The organism is Sphingobium sp. IP1 (assembly GCF_002708645.1).
Lineage (GTDB): Bacteria > Pseudomonadota > Alphaproteobacteria > Sphingomonadales > Sphingomonadaceae > Sphingobium > Sphingobium yanoikuyae.
Window position 1 is genome coordinate 37,920 of record NZ_NOIW01000012.1, and the last position, 11,539, is coordinate 49,458.

Consider the following 11,539-nt stretch of genomic DNA (forward strand, 5'->3'; position numbering starts at 1 on the left):
GCGTGATGATGGCTGCATGGCCCTGTTGCCTAGCAGCAACAATTTAACGCCCGGTTTCCGTAGCGTTTGCTTACGTCAGCGGAAAGCGCAGCAATCGGTCGGAAACGGGTATCAACGCCATTGCACCCGGCCCGACGGCCTTTTGTATCTCGCCATGGCCCGCATCCAGCCCGCCCGTCAGCGCGCCGAGCGCCGGCAGGATCAGCTTGGTCGGCGATCCGACGAAGCAGCGGCGCGATACATGCCGGCCGCGCAGCGACAGGCGCAGCTTGGGGTGGAAATGGCCCGATATCTCCGGCCGGGGGTCGGCCGGGTCGGCCTCATGCCGCAGCCAGACGCCGTCCACCTCCGCCTCCACCGCACGGCGTCCGCCCGGCATATGCGCCACGCCGACGTCATGATTGCCGGTTATCCACAGCCAGTCGAGCCGTTCGGTCAGCGCCTGCAATCGCGCCCGCGCCCGCGGGTCCAGCCGCGCCGCGCCGTCGGCATCATGGAAACTGTCGCCCAGCGACCAGATCGCCCGCGCGCCGGTCCGTTCCACCAGCGCCTCGATCATGTCCAGCGTCGCCGCGCTGTCATGGGGCGGCAGGAACTGGCCGAAGCGCGCATACCAGCTCGCCTTCTCGAAATGCAGGTCGGCCACCAGCAGCGCGCCCTGCGCCGGCCAGAACAAAGCCGCCTCCGGCAAAGCCAGGAAATCATGACCTGCGAACGAAAGGGGAACCATCACCCGGCTATGCGCCCTCTTCGCCCGGCTTTCAAGTATGCGCGCCAGCGCCTATAGGGCTCCCCATGTTCACCGTCGCAGCCCTCTACCGTTTCGCCACCTTCGCCGACCCGCAGGCAACCGCCGCCGATCTGCGCGTGCTGTGCGCCGATCTTGGCACCTGCGGCACGCTGATCCTGGCGCGTGAAGGCATCAATGGCACGGTCGCGGGCACGGCCGACGCGATCGAGCGGCTGGTCGCCCATATCCGCGCCCTGCCCGGCTGCGCCGATGTCGATGTGAAATATGCGACAGCCGACAGCGCCCCCTTCGGCAAGATGAAGGTGAAGGTGAAAGCGGAGATCGTGACGCTGGGCGCGGGCGACCTGGACCCCGCCCATCAAGCCGGCGTGCATCTCGATCCCGCGGACTGGAACGCGCTGATCGCCGATCCCGACACCGTCATCATCGACACGCGCAACGCCTATGAGGTGGCGGTCGGCACGTTCGAGAATGCGATCGACCCGGCCACCCGCTCCTTTCGCGAATTTCCCGCCTGGTTCGACGATTTCGCCGCCAAGCTGCGCGACGAAGGCCGCAGCCCGAAGATCGCGATGTTCTGCACCGGCGGCATTCGCTGCGAAAAATCGACCGCGCTGGTCAAGGCGCGCGGCTTTGACGAGGTCTATCACCTCAAGGGCGGCATCCTGCGCTATCTGGAGGAAATGCCACAGGCGCAAAGCCGCTGGCAGGGCGACTGCTATGTCTTCGATGAGCGGGTCGCGGTCGGCCATGGCCTCAAGCAAGGCCATTATGCCACCTGCAGCGCCTGCGGCCTGCCCTATCCGCGCGATGCCGACCATGACTGCCCCGGCGGCGACGCCGACGGCGCCTGGCCGCATCGGGGCTAATCCGCGCTTTCCACCAGTTCGACCATCTCGAACTGATAGGATTTCCAGCCGCGCATCCGCGCGCCGTCGGGTGCGGCGGCGCGCTTCTTCTTCGCCTCAGCCAGCGAGCGGGTATGGCCCCAGAACACTTCGGTCTTGCCATTTTCCAGTATGGCGACGATCCGCCAATAATGGGTGAAGGGGTCGGCGGTCGGCCCGATCTTCTTCACATAGCCGTCGGGCATGGTGGCGGTCAGATAGCGTTTCCGGCGCGCCATCGGTTCAGGCCTGATAGCGGTGCAGGCCCGCCCCATGCGCCTTCAGCCAGGCGCGCGCCGGGCGTGGATCCTCGCCATAGATGCGGGCATGGGCGGCGTGGAAGGCGGGGCTATGGTCCATGTGCAGCAGATGCGCCAGCTCATGCGCCACGGTCGATCGCCGCACCCAGGCCGGCGCCAGGATCAGCCGCCAGCTATAGCGGATCGCCCCGCTCGACGTGCAACTGCCCCAGCGGCTGCGCGTGTCGCCGGTGCCGACCGAGGCGACGATCAGGCCATGGTCCTGCGCCATCGCCAGCGTCTCCGCCTCCAGCACGGCCTTGGCCCGTGTCCTCAGCCAGCGCAGCACCCGCGCACCGACCGATTCCGCCGCCCCGCCCAGGATCAGCCGGTCGCCCTCCAGCCGGATCGTCCGGGTCGCCCCTGCAATCCAGCAGATGCGCACCTCGCGCCCCTCCAGCGGGAAGGTCGCGCCGTCACCCAGCAGCGTCACCGCCGGCGTCACCGCCATTTGCGCCCGGACCCAATCCTCATGGCCCTGTGCCCAGCCGAGCGCGCGCTTGAGGTTCGCCCGCGCCGGCAAGGACAGCCGCAATTCGCCGCGCAACCCGTCGATCGTCAGCTTGTAGGCGCGCGCCCGCGCGGACCGGCGCACCCGCACCGGCATGGCGACGCCATCGATCAGGATTTCTGCCTCAGAGCTCTCGGTCGACAAGATGATGTTCCCAATCGCCCGCATCGGCCTCCGCCACGGTCCAGCCGCGCACGGATTCCTTGGCCCGATGCACCGCCTCGCGATCGCCGCAGACCAGATAATGCCATTCGGGCAGCGGCAGCCCCGCCTCGCGCAGCCGATAGGCACAGGTGCGCGGCAGCCAGCTGATCTGCTTCACCTTGGCCGGGGTCAGCCGCACGCAATCGGGCACGAACCGCCGCCGGTCGGGATAGTTGGTGCATTGGCCGCTATGCCGGTCGAGCAGTCGACAGGCGACATTGGTCGGATAGATGCGGCCCGTGTCCTCATCTTCCGCCTTGTGCAGGCAGCATTTGCCGCAACCGTCGCACAGCGCTTCCCATTCGGCGCGGTTCAGCTTGTCGAGGGGCTTGTCCCAGAAGTCCAAATGTCACTTGACCCATTTTTCGAGAAAGGCGCGCACGATATCCGGAGCGCCCTCGTCCACGTCCGGCGTGCCCGGATCATCGACCGGCACCAGCGCGATTGGCTTGCCGTCCGGCCCGAACAGATAGGGCGTGCGGCTGTGGCTGACCAGATAGTCGCTCGCCCCTTCCGGCTTTTCCGCATTGTAGAGGACGACGAAGTCCTTGGCCACCTTCGCGATCTGTTCCGGCGTGCCGGTCAGGCCGACGAGGCGCGGGTGGAAGGCTGTGACATAGGGCTTCAGCACCGCCGGCGTGTCCCGCTTGGGATCGACGCTGATAAAGATCGGCTGCACCTTCGCGGCGCGGGCGGGCGCTGCCTTCTCGAAGGCACTGAACGCCTGCATGATCCGCTGCAGATCGACCGGGCAGACATCCGGGCAATAGGTGTAGCCGAAATAGACGATCCGATACTGGCCCTTATAATCGTCCCAATGCACGGTCTTGCCGTCCTGGTCGGTCAGGGTGAAGGGCGCACCGATGCGCGCACCGACCAGATTGCCCTGCTCGCTCTCGCCGCTTGATGCGTTGCCGCCAGCCCCCATATTGCATGCCGTCAGCAAGGCCAGAAGCGGCAGGGCGAGCGAGATCAGCGCTTTGTTCATGGTGTCGCCTGCCATGCCTTGCTATGGGCCGATTTGCAAATCGAACGGGGCGCGCGACGATGAAGATTGGGATGAAGAGCGGACTTTCCACCTGGCTGTTTCTGGCGCGGCCTGCCGCCATCACCCTGGCACTGATGGCCCCGGTTGCGGCCCAGGCCCAGTTTTCCAACAATTACAACTTCCTCAAGGCGGTGAAGGACGCCGACGGCGAAAAGGCGACCGACCTGCTGCAGAAGCCGGGTTCGACCGTCATCAACAGCCGTGACGTCACCACCGGTGAAACCGCGCTGCACATCGTCATCGGCCGCCGCGACACGACCTGGCTCAACTTCATGCTGTCGAAGGGCGCCAATCCGAACCTGGCCGACAATAATGGCACCACGCCGCTGCTGCTCGCCGTGCAGAACCGGTACGAGGAAGGCGTGCGCCTGCTGCTCGCCCGCGGTGCCCAGGTCGACAAGACCAATGGCAGCGGCGAGACCGCATTGATCCGCGCGGTGCAGCTGCGCGACATCGGCCTGGTCCGCCTGCTGGTGGCGCAGGGCGCCAATGCGGACAAGCGCGACACGATCGCCGGCATGTCCGCCCGCGACTATGCCGAACGCGACAGCCGCACGCCGGGTCTGGTCGAGGCCCTCGATTCCGCCAAGGCCAACGCCGCAGCGCCCAAGGGCCCGGTCCAGGGTCCGGTTTTCTGATATGAAAAAGGGCGGACTGGCCGCCCTTTTCTTTAACCCTTACCAGCCCAGTTCCGCTGCATAATCCGGGTCGGCCAGCGCCGACAGGCGGCGGGCGGCGCGGCGGGCGAAGCGCAGCGTCTCTGCCTTGCGCCGGGCAGCGGCCAGCGGCTCGAACGGCGCGGCACGCACCAGTTCGGCATCATATTGGTCGGCGACGATCAGGCCGGTGCGAGCCGGCCACAGCGCCTCGCTGTCGAACAGGCTGGTGTCGAAGCCCGATGGCACCGCCCAGAAATAGCGGTCGCAATAGTCGAAATAATCCGGCCATTTCATGTCGCCCAGCAGGTCCGCCCGGCTGCACTTGATCTCGACGATGGTCAGGCGCCCGGCACTGTCGATCGCCATGATGTCGGCCCGCCGGCCATTGGGCAACGGCACTTCCAATATGCCGTTCATGTCATGGCGATGAAACAGGCGCAGCGTGCCGCGCGCAACCGCCAGCGCGGTCCCGTCGGTCAGCGGTGAACAGCGATCGGCGTCTTGGGCGGCGTCTTGGATGGTCATGGCACCAGATTAGAACAGGAAGGGAACAAAAGAAAAGACCGATTCGGACATGGGGTCCGAACCGGCCTTCAAAAGGGCGTCTCTGTCGCGCGGTGAGCGCGGATCAGCGATAGAAGACGTGATTGTCGATCGACGCCAGCTTGGTCTTGCCCCAGCCCGGCGACACGCGGCGGGCATGGAAGAACAGCGCGCCTTCGGCCTGGCTGTCCCAGCTGTCGTCGAGGGCAATCTGCGCGATCGCAACCGCCTCGCGCCAGGAATCGCTGGCGATGTTGATCGGCGGCATGCCGTGACCACGCACGAAGCTGAACTGGCTCGGCTGATAGACGACGCCGCACAGGCTGCTGGCGAAGCGGCCCGACTTGGCGCGGTTGATGATGACGCGGGCGACGGCCAACTGGCCCTCCAGCGTTTCACCCTTGGATTCGAAATAGACCGCACCGGCCAGGCACTTCATGTCGCCTTCGACATCCTCGGGAGCGCCTTGCGCATCAACCAGGGCTGCCAGGGTCTCGGCCTTGGGCTCGATATCGGTCGAAAAATTGCTGCCAGCCTTGGAGCCGGAATCCAGCGACTGCGCGACTTCCTGCGGCGCAGCGAAAACGACGGCAGGCTTGGTGCCGGCCGTGGGTGCGCTAGTCAGCGCGGCGGTTTCCGGCAGGGAAACCGTGGACAGGGAGGCCTCGCTGGCGCTCGACATGTCCGACGCCGTAACAGCCGCAGCGGCCGACAGCGTAAATGCCGCGATGATCGCGGCCTTCAGACGAAAACTCATTATTGCTCAAAATCGTGCGGTTATTGGCCAGAAACGTCGATTGTAACCGATATTCTGTGACGTTCGGCCGCCCCCCGTCTGCGTGTTTACCGGCCCGCCCCCCATGGACGAATGCAGGCAACCTGCGCGTTCAGCGTTGGCCGCCATTGCCCGCGCGCGTGCAAGGAGTCAACGATCAGCAGATCGTTTCAGCGGCGAACCGTTCCGCATCCGCGATATCAAGCTCCACCAGCCACAGGTCGGGGTCCGATCTGCGCCGGCGTTCCGCGTAGGCGGCGAACGCCTCCGGCCCCTCTTCCGCAGGGGGGCCACAGCGCATCAATGCATGGCCGCCGCGAAAGTTCGATACCCGCTCGAAAATTGCGGATTCCCGCCCCTTGTCCATCACCTGGACCAGGATGACGCCGCTCATTGCATCGCCCTTGGCCAGGATCATGGCAAATCCGCCGGCGGCATTCACCCGCTTCACCAGCGCGCCGACCAGCATCGCGCTGGTCAGCCGCGCGGCCGGACTGTCCTCAGCCATGATATCCCGGCAGCGATGACAGCGGAATCTGCGACCGCATGAAGGTGCCGGTGCCCCGCCCCACCTCTTCCCCGTCCGAATCGAGGATGCTCGCCTCGGCGACATAGACGCGGCGCTTGCCGCTGATCCAGCGCCCCTCGGCGCGCAGCTTTCCGGGGCCGATCGGCCGGGTGAACAGCAGGTTGAAGGCGGTGGTCAGCAGGAAACGATCACTGACCAGGCTGTTGGCGGCATAGAAGGCCGCATCGTCCAGCATCTTGAAATAGACGGTGCCATGCACCGCGCCGGCGGCATGGAAATGCCGCTCGTCGACCTCGAAATCGATCACCGACCGGCTGGGTTCCGGCACGCGCAGGGTCGACAGGAACAGGTCGTTGATCGGCGCGCTGTTGTAGAGATGCTCCAGCGCGCGGAAATGCGCCGCCTCGCCACTGGCGAGCGCGGCGGCCTCAGGCGGCGTCACGCGCCTCACCACCGGCCAGCAGCGCATGCAGCGCCTCGGCCGACTTCGCACCGCGCAGGCGCGTCACCTGCGCCTCGTCGCGCAGATAGCGGGACACCCGCGCCAGCGTCTTGAGATGCTCGGCGCCGCTATCCTGCGGCGACAGCAGCGCGAACACGATATCGACCGGCGCATCATCGACCGCGTCGAACGGCGCCGGCGGATCGAGCAGCACGACCACGCCGCACATGCGATCGAGGCCCGGCAGCTTGGCATGGGGAATGGCAACGCCGCCACCGAAACCGGTGGAGCCCAGACGCTCGCGCTCCAGCAGCGCATCGGCGGCCGCTTCGGCATCCACGCCATAGGATTGCGCCGCCAGAGCCGCGATCTTCTGGAACAGCATCTTCTTGCCGTTCACAGTCACCTCGGTGGCCAGCGCGTCCGGCGAGACAATATCGTTGAAATGCACCATTTTACTTCCGGGGGCAGCCGAGGCGCGCCCAGCCTGTCGAAAAAAATGCGCGTTGCTCGGAGAAACTAAAGCCCGGCCCCATAGGCCGCCTGCACCCGGAGGTCAACAGGCGGCCCGGCTTGGCAGGGGGTCAGCCGCGCGGCTCGACCCAGCCGATCGTGCCGTCCTGACGGCGATAGACCATATTATAGGCCGACGTGCCGGCATTGAGGAACAGCAGCGCATTGGTGTTGCGCAGGTCCAGCATCATCACTGCGTCGGACACGCTGGCCTCGGGAATGTCGACCCGCGTTTCGGCGACGATCAGGGGCGCATCGGCCACTTCGGCCTCCTCGTCGGCGGCACCGGCGAAGATGGTGTAACCCGCGCCGTCGATATCATCGACGCTATAGCCATTGGCGCGCTGCGCCTCGGCAGCGGCGGCCTGGATGCTGCGGTCCTTCAGGCGGCGCATATAGCGGCGCAGCTGCTTCTCGATCCGGTCCGATGCCTGGTCGAAGGCGGGATGCGCCTCCTGCGCCTCGCCGGCGCCCTTCAGGATCAGGCCGGTCATCACATGGCAGACGATATCACAATGGAAGGCGCCATGCGGGGCCGGTCGGAAGGTCACCTGGGCGGAAATCGTGCGGGAGAAATATTTCTCGGCTATCGCTTCCAGCCGGTCGCTGACGTGCTGCTTGAGCGCCTCGCCCGTCTCGACCTGATGCCCGGAAACACGGATATCCATATGCCTTCTCCTTATTCTTGCCGGGACGCCGGATCAGCGGCCCGGTTGGCACGTGGCAAACGCCGGCAGGTTCAGGCCGGCGGCGCCTCCTCGAGCCAGAGCGGCTTATCCAGCTTCGCGACGAAAGCGGCATGCCTCTCCAGCTCCTCCGCGCTCGCCGTGAAGACGCGCGCGGGACGAACAGGGCGAACAACGGCGGTTTCCGTCAGTTCCACCCTGACGATCTCTTTCTCTTCCTCCTGTGCAAGACCCAGGCCGATCTGACGGCCGCCGGTCAATTCGACATAGAGCTGCGCCAGCAGTTCGGCGTCGAGCAGCGCGCCATGCTTGACGCGGTGGCTGCGGTCGATGCCGTACCGGGTGCAGAGCGCGTCCAGGCTGTGCTTGGCGCCGGGGTGCAGGGTGCGGGCAATCGCGACCGTGTCGATCATCCGGTCCATCGACACGGCGTCGCGCGCGCACAGCTTCAATTCGTGATTGAGGAATCCGAAGTCGAAGCGCGCATTGTGCGCCACCAGCGGGCTGTCCTCCAGGAAATCCATCAGCTCGGCCACGCCCTCGCGGAACAGCGGCTTGTCCGACAGGAACTGGCTCGACAGGCCATGCACCGCCTCGGCGGCGGAGGGCATGTCGCGCTGTGGATTATAATAGGCATGGAAGGTGCGGCCGGTCGGCACGCGATTGATAAGCTCTATGCACCCGATTTCGACCAGCCGATCGCCGGATGCCGGATCAAATCCCGTCGTTTCGGTGTCGAAAATGATCTCGCGCATCGCCCTTTTGAACCGACTCTCTATGACTCTACTTATCTGCCTGTCCGGGCGCCAAGGCAAGCGACCAGACGCCTGACCTGTGCTCGGGTTGCGGCAAATGTCGTGCCCGTGTTGATGATATAGTCTGCCCTTAGCCGCTTTTCAGCATCGGGCAGCTGCAAGTGCAGGATTCTACGAAATTTTGCCACCGTCATGCCCGGCCGGGCCAGCACCCGCCGCCGCTGTTTCCAGGCGGGCGCACTGACGACGATGATGCCCGCCATGCGCCGGTGGCCGCCCGTCTCAAACAGCAGGGGCACGTCCAGGATCACGAATTGGCGCGACCGATGGCGTTTGAGGAATCGCCGGCGCGACTCGCCCACGGCGGGATGGACGATCGCCTCCAGCGCCTTCAATTCGGCGGGGTGGCCGAACACCGCCGCGCCCAGCTTGGCCCGGTCGACGCCCTGCGGCCCGGTGGTACCGGGAAAGCGCGCCTCGATCGCCGGGATCAGCCGGCCGCCCGGCCCCTGCAGCCGATGCACCTCGGCATCGGCATCGAATACGGGCACGCCCTCGCGGCGAAACATCGCCGCAACCGCCGACTTGCCCATGCCGATCGAGCCGGTGAGGCCGTAGATCTTCACCCCGTCGCCGTTCAGTCCGCCGCCAGCAGCAGCGCGCGCAGTTCCGCGTCCAGTTCGCGCGGTGCCTCCGCATCGAAGAAGATGTCGAATGCCAGCGCCGCCTGGCCGATCAGCATTTCCAGCCCGTCCAGCGTCTTGAGGCCCCGGTCGCGCGCCGCCTTCAGCAAGCCCGTCTCCAGCGGCGCATAGACGATGTCATAGACGGTCGCGCTCGCCGGCAGCGGCGACAGGTCCAGATCCAGCGGCGGCTGGCCGACCATGCCCAGCGACGTGCTGTTGACCAGCAGGTCGGCGGCCGGCAGCGCATCCGTCATGCCGATCACCTTGCCCTTCACCCCGGCCCGGTCGAGCAGCGCCTGTCCCTTGGCCGGATCGCGCGCCATGATCGTGATCTCCGGGACGCCCAGGCTGGTGAGCGCGAACAGGATCGCCCGCGCCGCGCCGCCCGCGCCGATCAGCACCGCATGGCGCCCCTTCCACTTGTCGCGCAGCAGCGGCTGCAGGAACCCGCCGGCATCGGTGTTGGTGCCGATCAGCGGCCCGCCGGTCTCGCTGGCGATGGTGTTCATCGCACCGATCCGGTCGCGCACTCCACCCGGATCATCAGTATAGTCCATCACCGCGATCTTGTGGGGAATGGTGACATTGCAGCCCAGCCAGTCGGGATCGGCCCGACGCTGCAGGAAATAGGCGGACAGCCCCTCGGGCGTCACATGGGTCTTCTTATACTCCGCCTCGATATCCAGCGCCTGCGGCCAGAAATTGTGGATAAGGGGCGATTTGCTGTGGTCGATCGGATCGCCGATCACCTCTGCATAAGGGAGGGGGGCATAGGGAAGCTTGTCGGTCATGACGCCAGAACGCCCCTTATGCGCAGGAAGTCAAGCAGCGGCAGCAGCGGCAGGCCCTGGATGCCGAACTGGCTGCCTTCCACCTTGGCGAACAGTTGCGCGCCCGGCCCCTCGATCCGGTAGCAGCCGACGCACCATTGGCATTCGTCCCAGTCGTCCTCCAGATAGGAGTCAATGAATCCGTCGGACAGGGTCCGCACCGTCATCCTTACCCGTTCGACATGGCGCCAGATCGGTTCATTGTTGAGCACGATCACCGCCGCACTGTGGAGATGATGCACCCGCCCCGACAGCAGGCGCAGGATGCGCGCAGCATCCGCCTTGTCGATCGCCTTGTCGATCATCGTCCCGTCGTCGAGAGTCAGGGTCTGGTCGCAGCCCAGCACCAGCGCGCCCGGCACGCGGCGCGACACCTTGAGCGCCTTCAGCTCCGCCAGTGCATCGGCCAGCGCGCGACCGTCATGGCCATCGGCGCGCAGCGCTTCCTTGGCGGCCTCTTCATCCACACCGGGCGACAGCGCCTCGAACGGCACACCGGCCGCGCTCAGCATGGCGCGCCGGCTGGCGCTCTGCGAGGCTAGGACGATCATGCTTCATTTCCTTCCGCCAGTTCGCGGTCGTTGAACAGGTTGATGATGGCGGCGGCCGCTTCCTCGATCGACCGGCGGGTCATGTCGATCACCGGCCAGCCATTGTCGGCGAACATGCGCCGGGCAAAGGCCAGTTCCTCCTGCACCTTGTCGCTATCCACATAGGCGGTCTCTGGCGCCTGGTTGAGCGACAGCAACCGGTTGCGCCTGATCTGGATCAGCCGCTCGGGACTGATGGTCAGGCCCACCACCATCGGATGCTTCAGACCATAAAGGCTGCGCGGCGGCGGCGATTCCGGCACCAGCGGGATATTGGCGGTCTTGTAGCCGCGATTGGCAAGATAGATGGAGGTCGGCGTCTTCGACGCGCGCGACACGCCCGCCAGGACGATATCGGCCTCCTCCCAATTTTCATGCCCCACGCCATCATCATGGGCGATGGTGAACTGGATCGCCTCGATCCGGGCGAAATAGGCTTCGTCGAGGATATGCTTGCGGCCCGGCCGGGTCCGGGTTTCCTGCCCCAATATGTTGGACAGGGCATCGGCCACGCTGTCCAGCGCGGCGACATGGGGCAGACCGAGCGCGCGGCAGCGCGTTTCCAGCCGTCGCCGCAGCACATGGTTGGTGAGCGTGAACAGCACCAGGCCGGGATGGGCGGATATCTCCTCCATGATCCGGTCGAGATGCACTTCGGATCGGACCATCGGCCAGAAATGGCGGATCGCCTCGACATTTTCGAACAGGCCGATCGCCGCCTTGGCGATATTCTCCAGCGTCTCGCCGGTGGAGTCCGAAAGCAGGTGAAGATGGATACGTGACACAGGCATATCTCTGTGAGTCCCCTGTGGATAAAGCAAGGGATAGAGT

The 11,539-nt window shown here is 65.8% G+C and carries 18 protein-coding genes; 2 read left to right on the forward strand and 16 right to left on the reverse strand.

Going from position 1 to position 11,539, the window contains the following annotated elements; genetic code table 11:
• Positions 1-70: 70 nt before the first annotated feature.
• Positions 71-730: a ligase-associated DNA damage response endonuclease PdeM gene (gene pdeM, locus CG471_RS06130; protein ID WP_099231177.1), complete on the reverse strand. Its 660-nt coding sequence runs from the start codon at positions 728-730 to the stop codon at positions 71-73.
• A 65-nt stretch (positions 731-795) separates the two neighbouring features.
• Here pdeM and CG471_RS06135 point away from each other — a divergent pair, with 65 nt between their 5' ends.
• Positions 796-1,620: a rhodanese-related sulfurtransferase gene (locus tag CG471_RS06135; RefSeq protein ID WP_099231179.1), complete on the forward strand. Its 825-nt coding sequence runs from the start codon at positions 796-798 to the stop codon at positions 1,618-1,620.
• Here the strand turns inward: CG471_RS06135 and CG471_RS06140 are convergent.
• The 4 genes from CG471_RS06140 to CG471_RS06155 are packed head-to-tail and all read right to left on the reverse strand — an operon-like array spanning position 1,617 to position 3,655.
• Positions 1,617-1,877 (reverse strand): hypothetical protein, encoded by a 261-nt coding sequence (locus tag CG471_RS06140; protein WP_099231181.1) that lies wholly within the window; start codon positions 1,875-1,877, stop codon positions 1,617-1,619. The genes CG471_RS06135 and CG471_RS06140 overlap by 4 nt on opposite strands.
• A gap of 4 nt (positions 1,878-1,881) precedes the next feature.
• Positions 1,882-2,616, reverse strand: coding sequence for a M48 family metallopeptidase (locus CG471_RS06145; RefSeq protein WP_373562045.1), 735 nt, complete (start codon positions 2,614-2,616; stop codon positions 1,882-1,884).
• Entirely contained in the window at positions 2,573-2,998 is a 426-nt protein-coding gene (locus tag CG471_RS06150) for a YcgN family cysteine cluster protein (protein ID WP_010335778.1), read from the reverse strand. Before CG471_RS06150 ends, CG471_RS06145 begins: the two co-directional genes overlap by 44 nt.
• A gap of 3 nt (positions 2,999-3,001) precedes the next feature.
• On the reverse strand, positions 3,002-3,655 hold the full coding sequence (locus CG471_RS06155) for an SCO family protein (protein ID WP_099231183.1): 654 nt from the start codon (positions 3,653-3,655) through the stop codon (positions 3,002-3,004).
• 44 nt (positions 3,656-3,699) lie between these two features.
• Between CG471_RS06155 and CG471_RS06160 the strand changes: the two genes are divergently transcribed.
• Positions 3,700-4,338, forward strand: a complete 639-nt coding sequence (locus tag CG471_RS06160; RefSeq protein ID WP_004209192.1) for an ankyrin repeat domain-containing protein — start codon at positions 3,700-3,702, stop codon at positions 4,336-4,338.
• A gap of 39 nt (positions 4,339-4,377) precedes the next feature.
• Here the strand turns inward: CG471_RS06160 and CG471_RS06165 are convergent, their stop codons facing one another.
• The 11 genes from CG471_RS06165 to CG471_RS06215 form a co-directional block, all read right to left on the reverse strand.
• Positions 4,378-4,884 carry an MmcB family DNA repair protein gene (locus CG471_RS06165; RefSeq protein WP_010335781.1) on the reverse strand — a complete coding sequence of 169 codons (507 nt, stop codon included), beginning with the start codon at positions 4,882-4,884 and terminating at the stop codon, positions 4,378-4,380.
• Between the two features lie 103 nt (positions 4,885-4,987).
• Entirely contained in the window at positions 4,988-5,659 is a 672-nt protein-coding gene (locus CG471_RS06170) for a cell wall hydrolase (RefSeq protein WP_063975995.1), read from the reverse strand.
• Between the two features lie 175 nt (positions 5,660-5,834).
• Positions 5,835-6,185, reverse strand: a complete 351-nt coding sequence (locus tag CG471_RS06175) for a DUF1491 family protein (protein WP_004209195.1) — start codon at positions 6,183-6,185, stop codon at positions 5,835-5,837.
• Complete coding sequence (locus CG471_RS06180) at positions 6,178-6,675, reverse strand: PaaI family thioesterase (RefSeq protein ID WP_099231185.1); 498 nt, start codon at positions 6,673-6,675, stop codon at positions 6,178-6,180. Before CG471_RS06180 ends, CG471_RS06175 begins: the two co-directional genes overlap by 8 nt.
• Complete coding sequence (locus CG471_RS06185; RefSeq protein WP_004209197.1) at positions 6,635-7,102, reverse strand: PTS sugar transporter subunit IIA; 468 nt, start codon at positions 7,100-7,102, stop codon at positions 6,635-6,637. Before CG471_RS06185 ends, CG471_RS06180 begins: the two co-directional genes overlap by 41 nt.
• Positions 7,103-7,232: 130 nt before the next feature.
• On the reverse strand, positions 7,233-7,829 hold the full coding sequence (hpf, locus tag CG471_RS06190; RefSeq protein ID WP_004209198.1) for a ribosome hibernation-promoting factor, HPF/YfiA family: 597 nt from the start codon (positions 7,827-7,829) through the stop codon (positions 7,233-7,235).
• A 71-nt stretch (positions 7,830-7,900) separates the two neighbouring features.
• Positions 7,901-8,602, reverse strand: a complete 702-nt coding sequence (dnaQ, locus tag CG471_RS06195; RefSeq protein WP_004209199.1) for a DNA polymerase III subunit epsilon — start codon at positions 8,600-8,602, stop codon at positions 7,901-7,903.
• Positions 8,603-8,634: 32 nt separating this feature from the next.
• Positions 8,635-9,228 (reverse strand): dephospho-CoA kinase, encoded by a 594-nt coding sequence (gene coaE, locus CG471_RS06200; RefSeq protein ID WP_037508908.1) that lies wholly within the window; start codon positions 9,226-9,228, stop codon positions 8,635-8,637.
• An 11-nt stretch (positions 9,229-9,239) separates the two neighbouring features.
• The gene (gene aroE, locus CG471_RS06205; protein WP_099231187.1) at positions 9,240-10,079 is read right to left on the reverse strand and encodes a shikimate dehydrogenase; all 840 of its coding nucleotides are present in this window, start codon (positions 10,077-10,079) and stop codon (positions 9,240-9,242) included.
• Positions 10,076-10,669 (reverse strand): nucleoside triphosphate pyrophosphatase, encoded by a 594-nt coding sequence (locus tag CG471_RS06210; protein WP_099231189.1) that lies wholly within the window; start codon positions 10,667-10,669, stop codon positions 10,076-10,078. Before CG471_RS06210 ends, aroE begins: the two co-directional genes overlap by 4 nt.
• Positions 10,666-11,493, reverse strand: a complete 828-nt coding sequence (locus CG471_RS06215; RefSeq protein ID WP_026108809.1) for a pyruvate, water dikinase regulatory protein — start codon at positions 11,491-11,493, stop codon at positions 10,666-10,668. Before CG471_RS06215 ends, CG471_RS06210 begins: the two co-directional genes overlap by 4 nt.
• Positions 11,494-11,539: the final 46 nt, after the last annotated feature.

Excerpts from the sequence above, each read along its gene's own strand:
- pdeM (WP_099231177.1), bottom strand. The coding sequence starts at position 730 with ATGGTTCCCCTTTCGTTCGCAGGTCATGATTTCCTGGCTTTGCCGGAG.
- CG471_RS06135 (WP_099231179.1), top strand. The coding sequence starts at position 796 with ATGTTCACCGTCGCAGCCCTCTACCGTTTCGCCACCTTCGCCGACCCG.
- CG471_RS06140 (WP_099231181.1), bottom strand. The coding sequence starts at position 1,877 with ATGGCGCGCCGGAAACGCTATCTGACCGCCACCATGCCCGACGGCTAT.
- CG471_RS06145 (WP_373562045.1), bottom strand. The coding sequence starts at position 2,616 with ATGCGGGCGATTGGGAACATCATCTTGTCGACCGAGAGCTCTGAGGCA.
- CG471_RS06155 (WP_099231183.1), bottom strand. The coding sequence starts at position 3,655 with ATGGCAGGCGACACCATGAACAAAGCGCTGATCTCGCTCGCCCTGCCG.
- CG471_RS06160 (WP_004209192.1), top strand. The coding sequence starts at position 3,700 with ATGAAGATTGGGATGAAGAGCGGACTTTCCACCTGGCTGTTTCTGGCG.
- CG471_RS06165 (WP_010335781.1), bottom strand. The coding sequence starts at position 4,884 with ATGACCATCCAAGACGCCGCCCAAGACGCCGATCGCTGTTCACCGCTG.
- CG471_RS06170 (WP_063975995.1), bottom strand. The coding sequence starts at position 5,659 with ATGAGTTTTCGTCTGAAGGCCGCGATCATCGCGGCATTTACGCTGTCG.
- CG471_RS06175 (WP_004209195.1), bottom strand. The coding sequence starts at position 6,185 with ATGGCTGAGGACAGTCCGGCCGCGCGGCTGACCAGCGCGATGCTGGTC.
- CG471_RS06180 (WP_099231185.1), bottom strand. The coding sequence starts at position 6,675 with ATGCGCTGCTGGCCGGTGGTGAGGCGCGTGACGCCGCCTGAGGCCGCC.
- CG471_RS06185 (WP_004209197.1), bottom strand. The coding sequence starts at position 7,102 with ATGGTGCATTTCAACGATATTGTCTCGCCGGACGCGCTGGCCACCGAG.
- hpf (WP_004209198.1), bottom strand. The coding sequence starts at position 7,829 with ATGGATATCCGTGTTTCCGGGCATCAGGTCGAGACGGGCGAGGCGCTC.
- dnaQ (WP_004209199.1), bottom strand. The coding sequence starts at position 8,602 with ATGCGCGAGATCATTTTCGACACCGAAACGACGGGATTTGATCCGGCA.
- aroE (WP_099231187.1), bottom strand. The coding sequence starts at position 10,079 with ATGACCGACAAGCTTCCCTATGCCCCCCTCCCTTATGCAGAGGTGATC.
- CG471_RS06210 (WP_099231189.1), bottom strand. The coding sequence starts at position 10,669 with ATGATCGTCCTAGCCTCGCAGAGCGCCAGCCGGCGCGCCATGCTGAGC.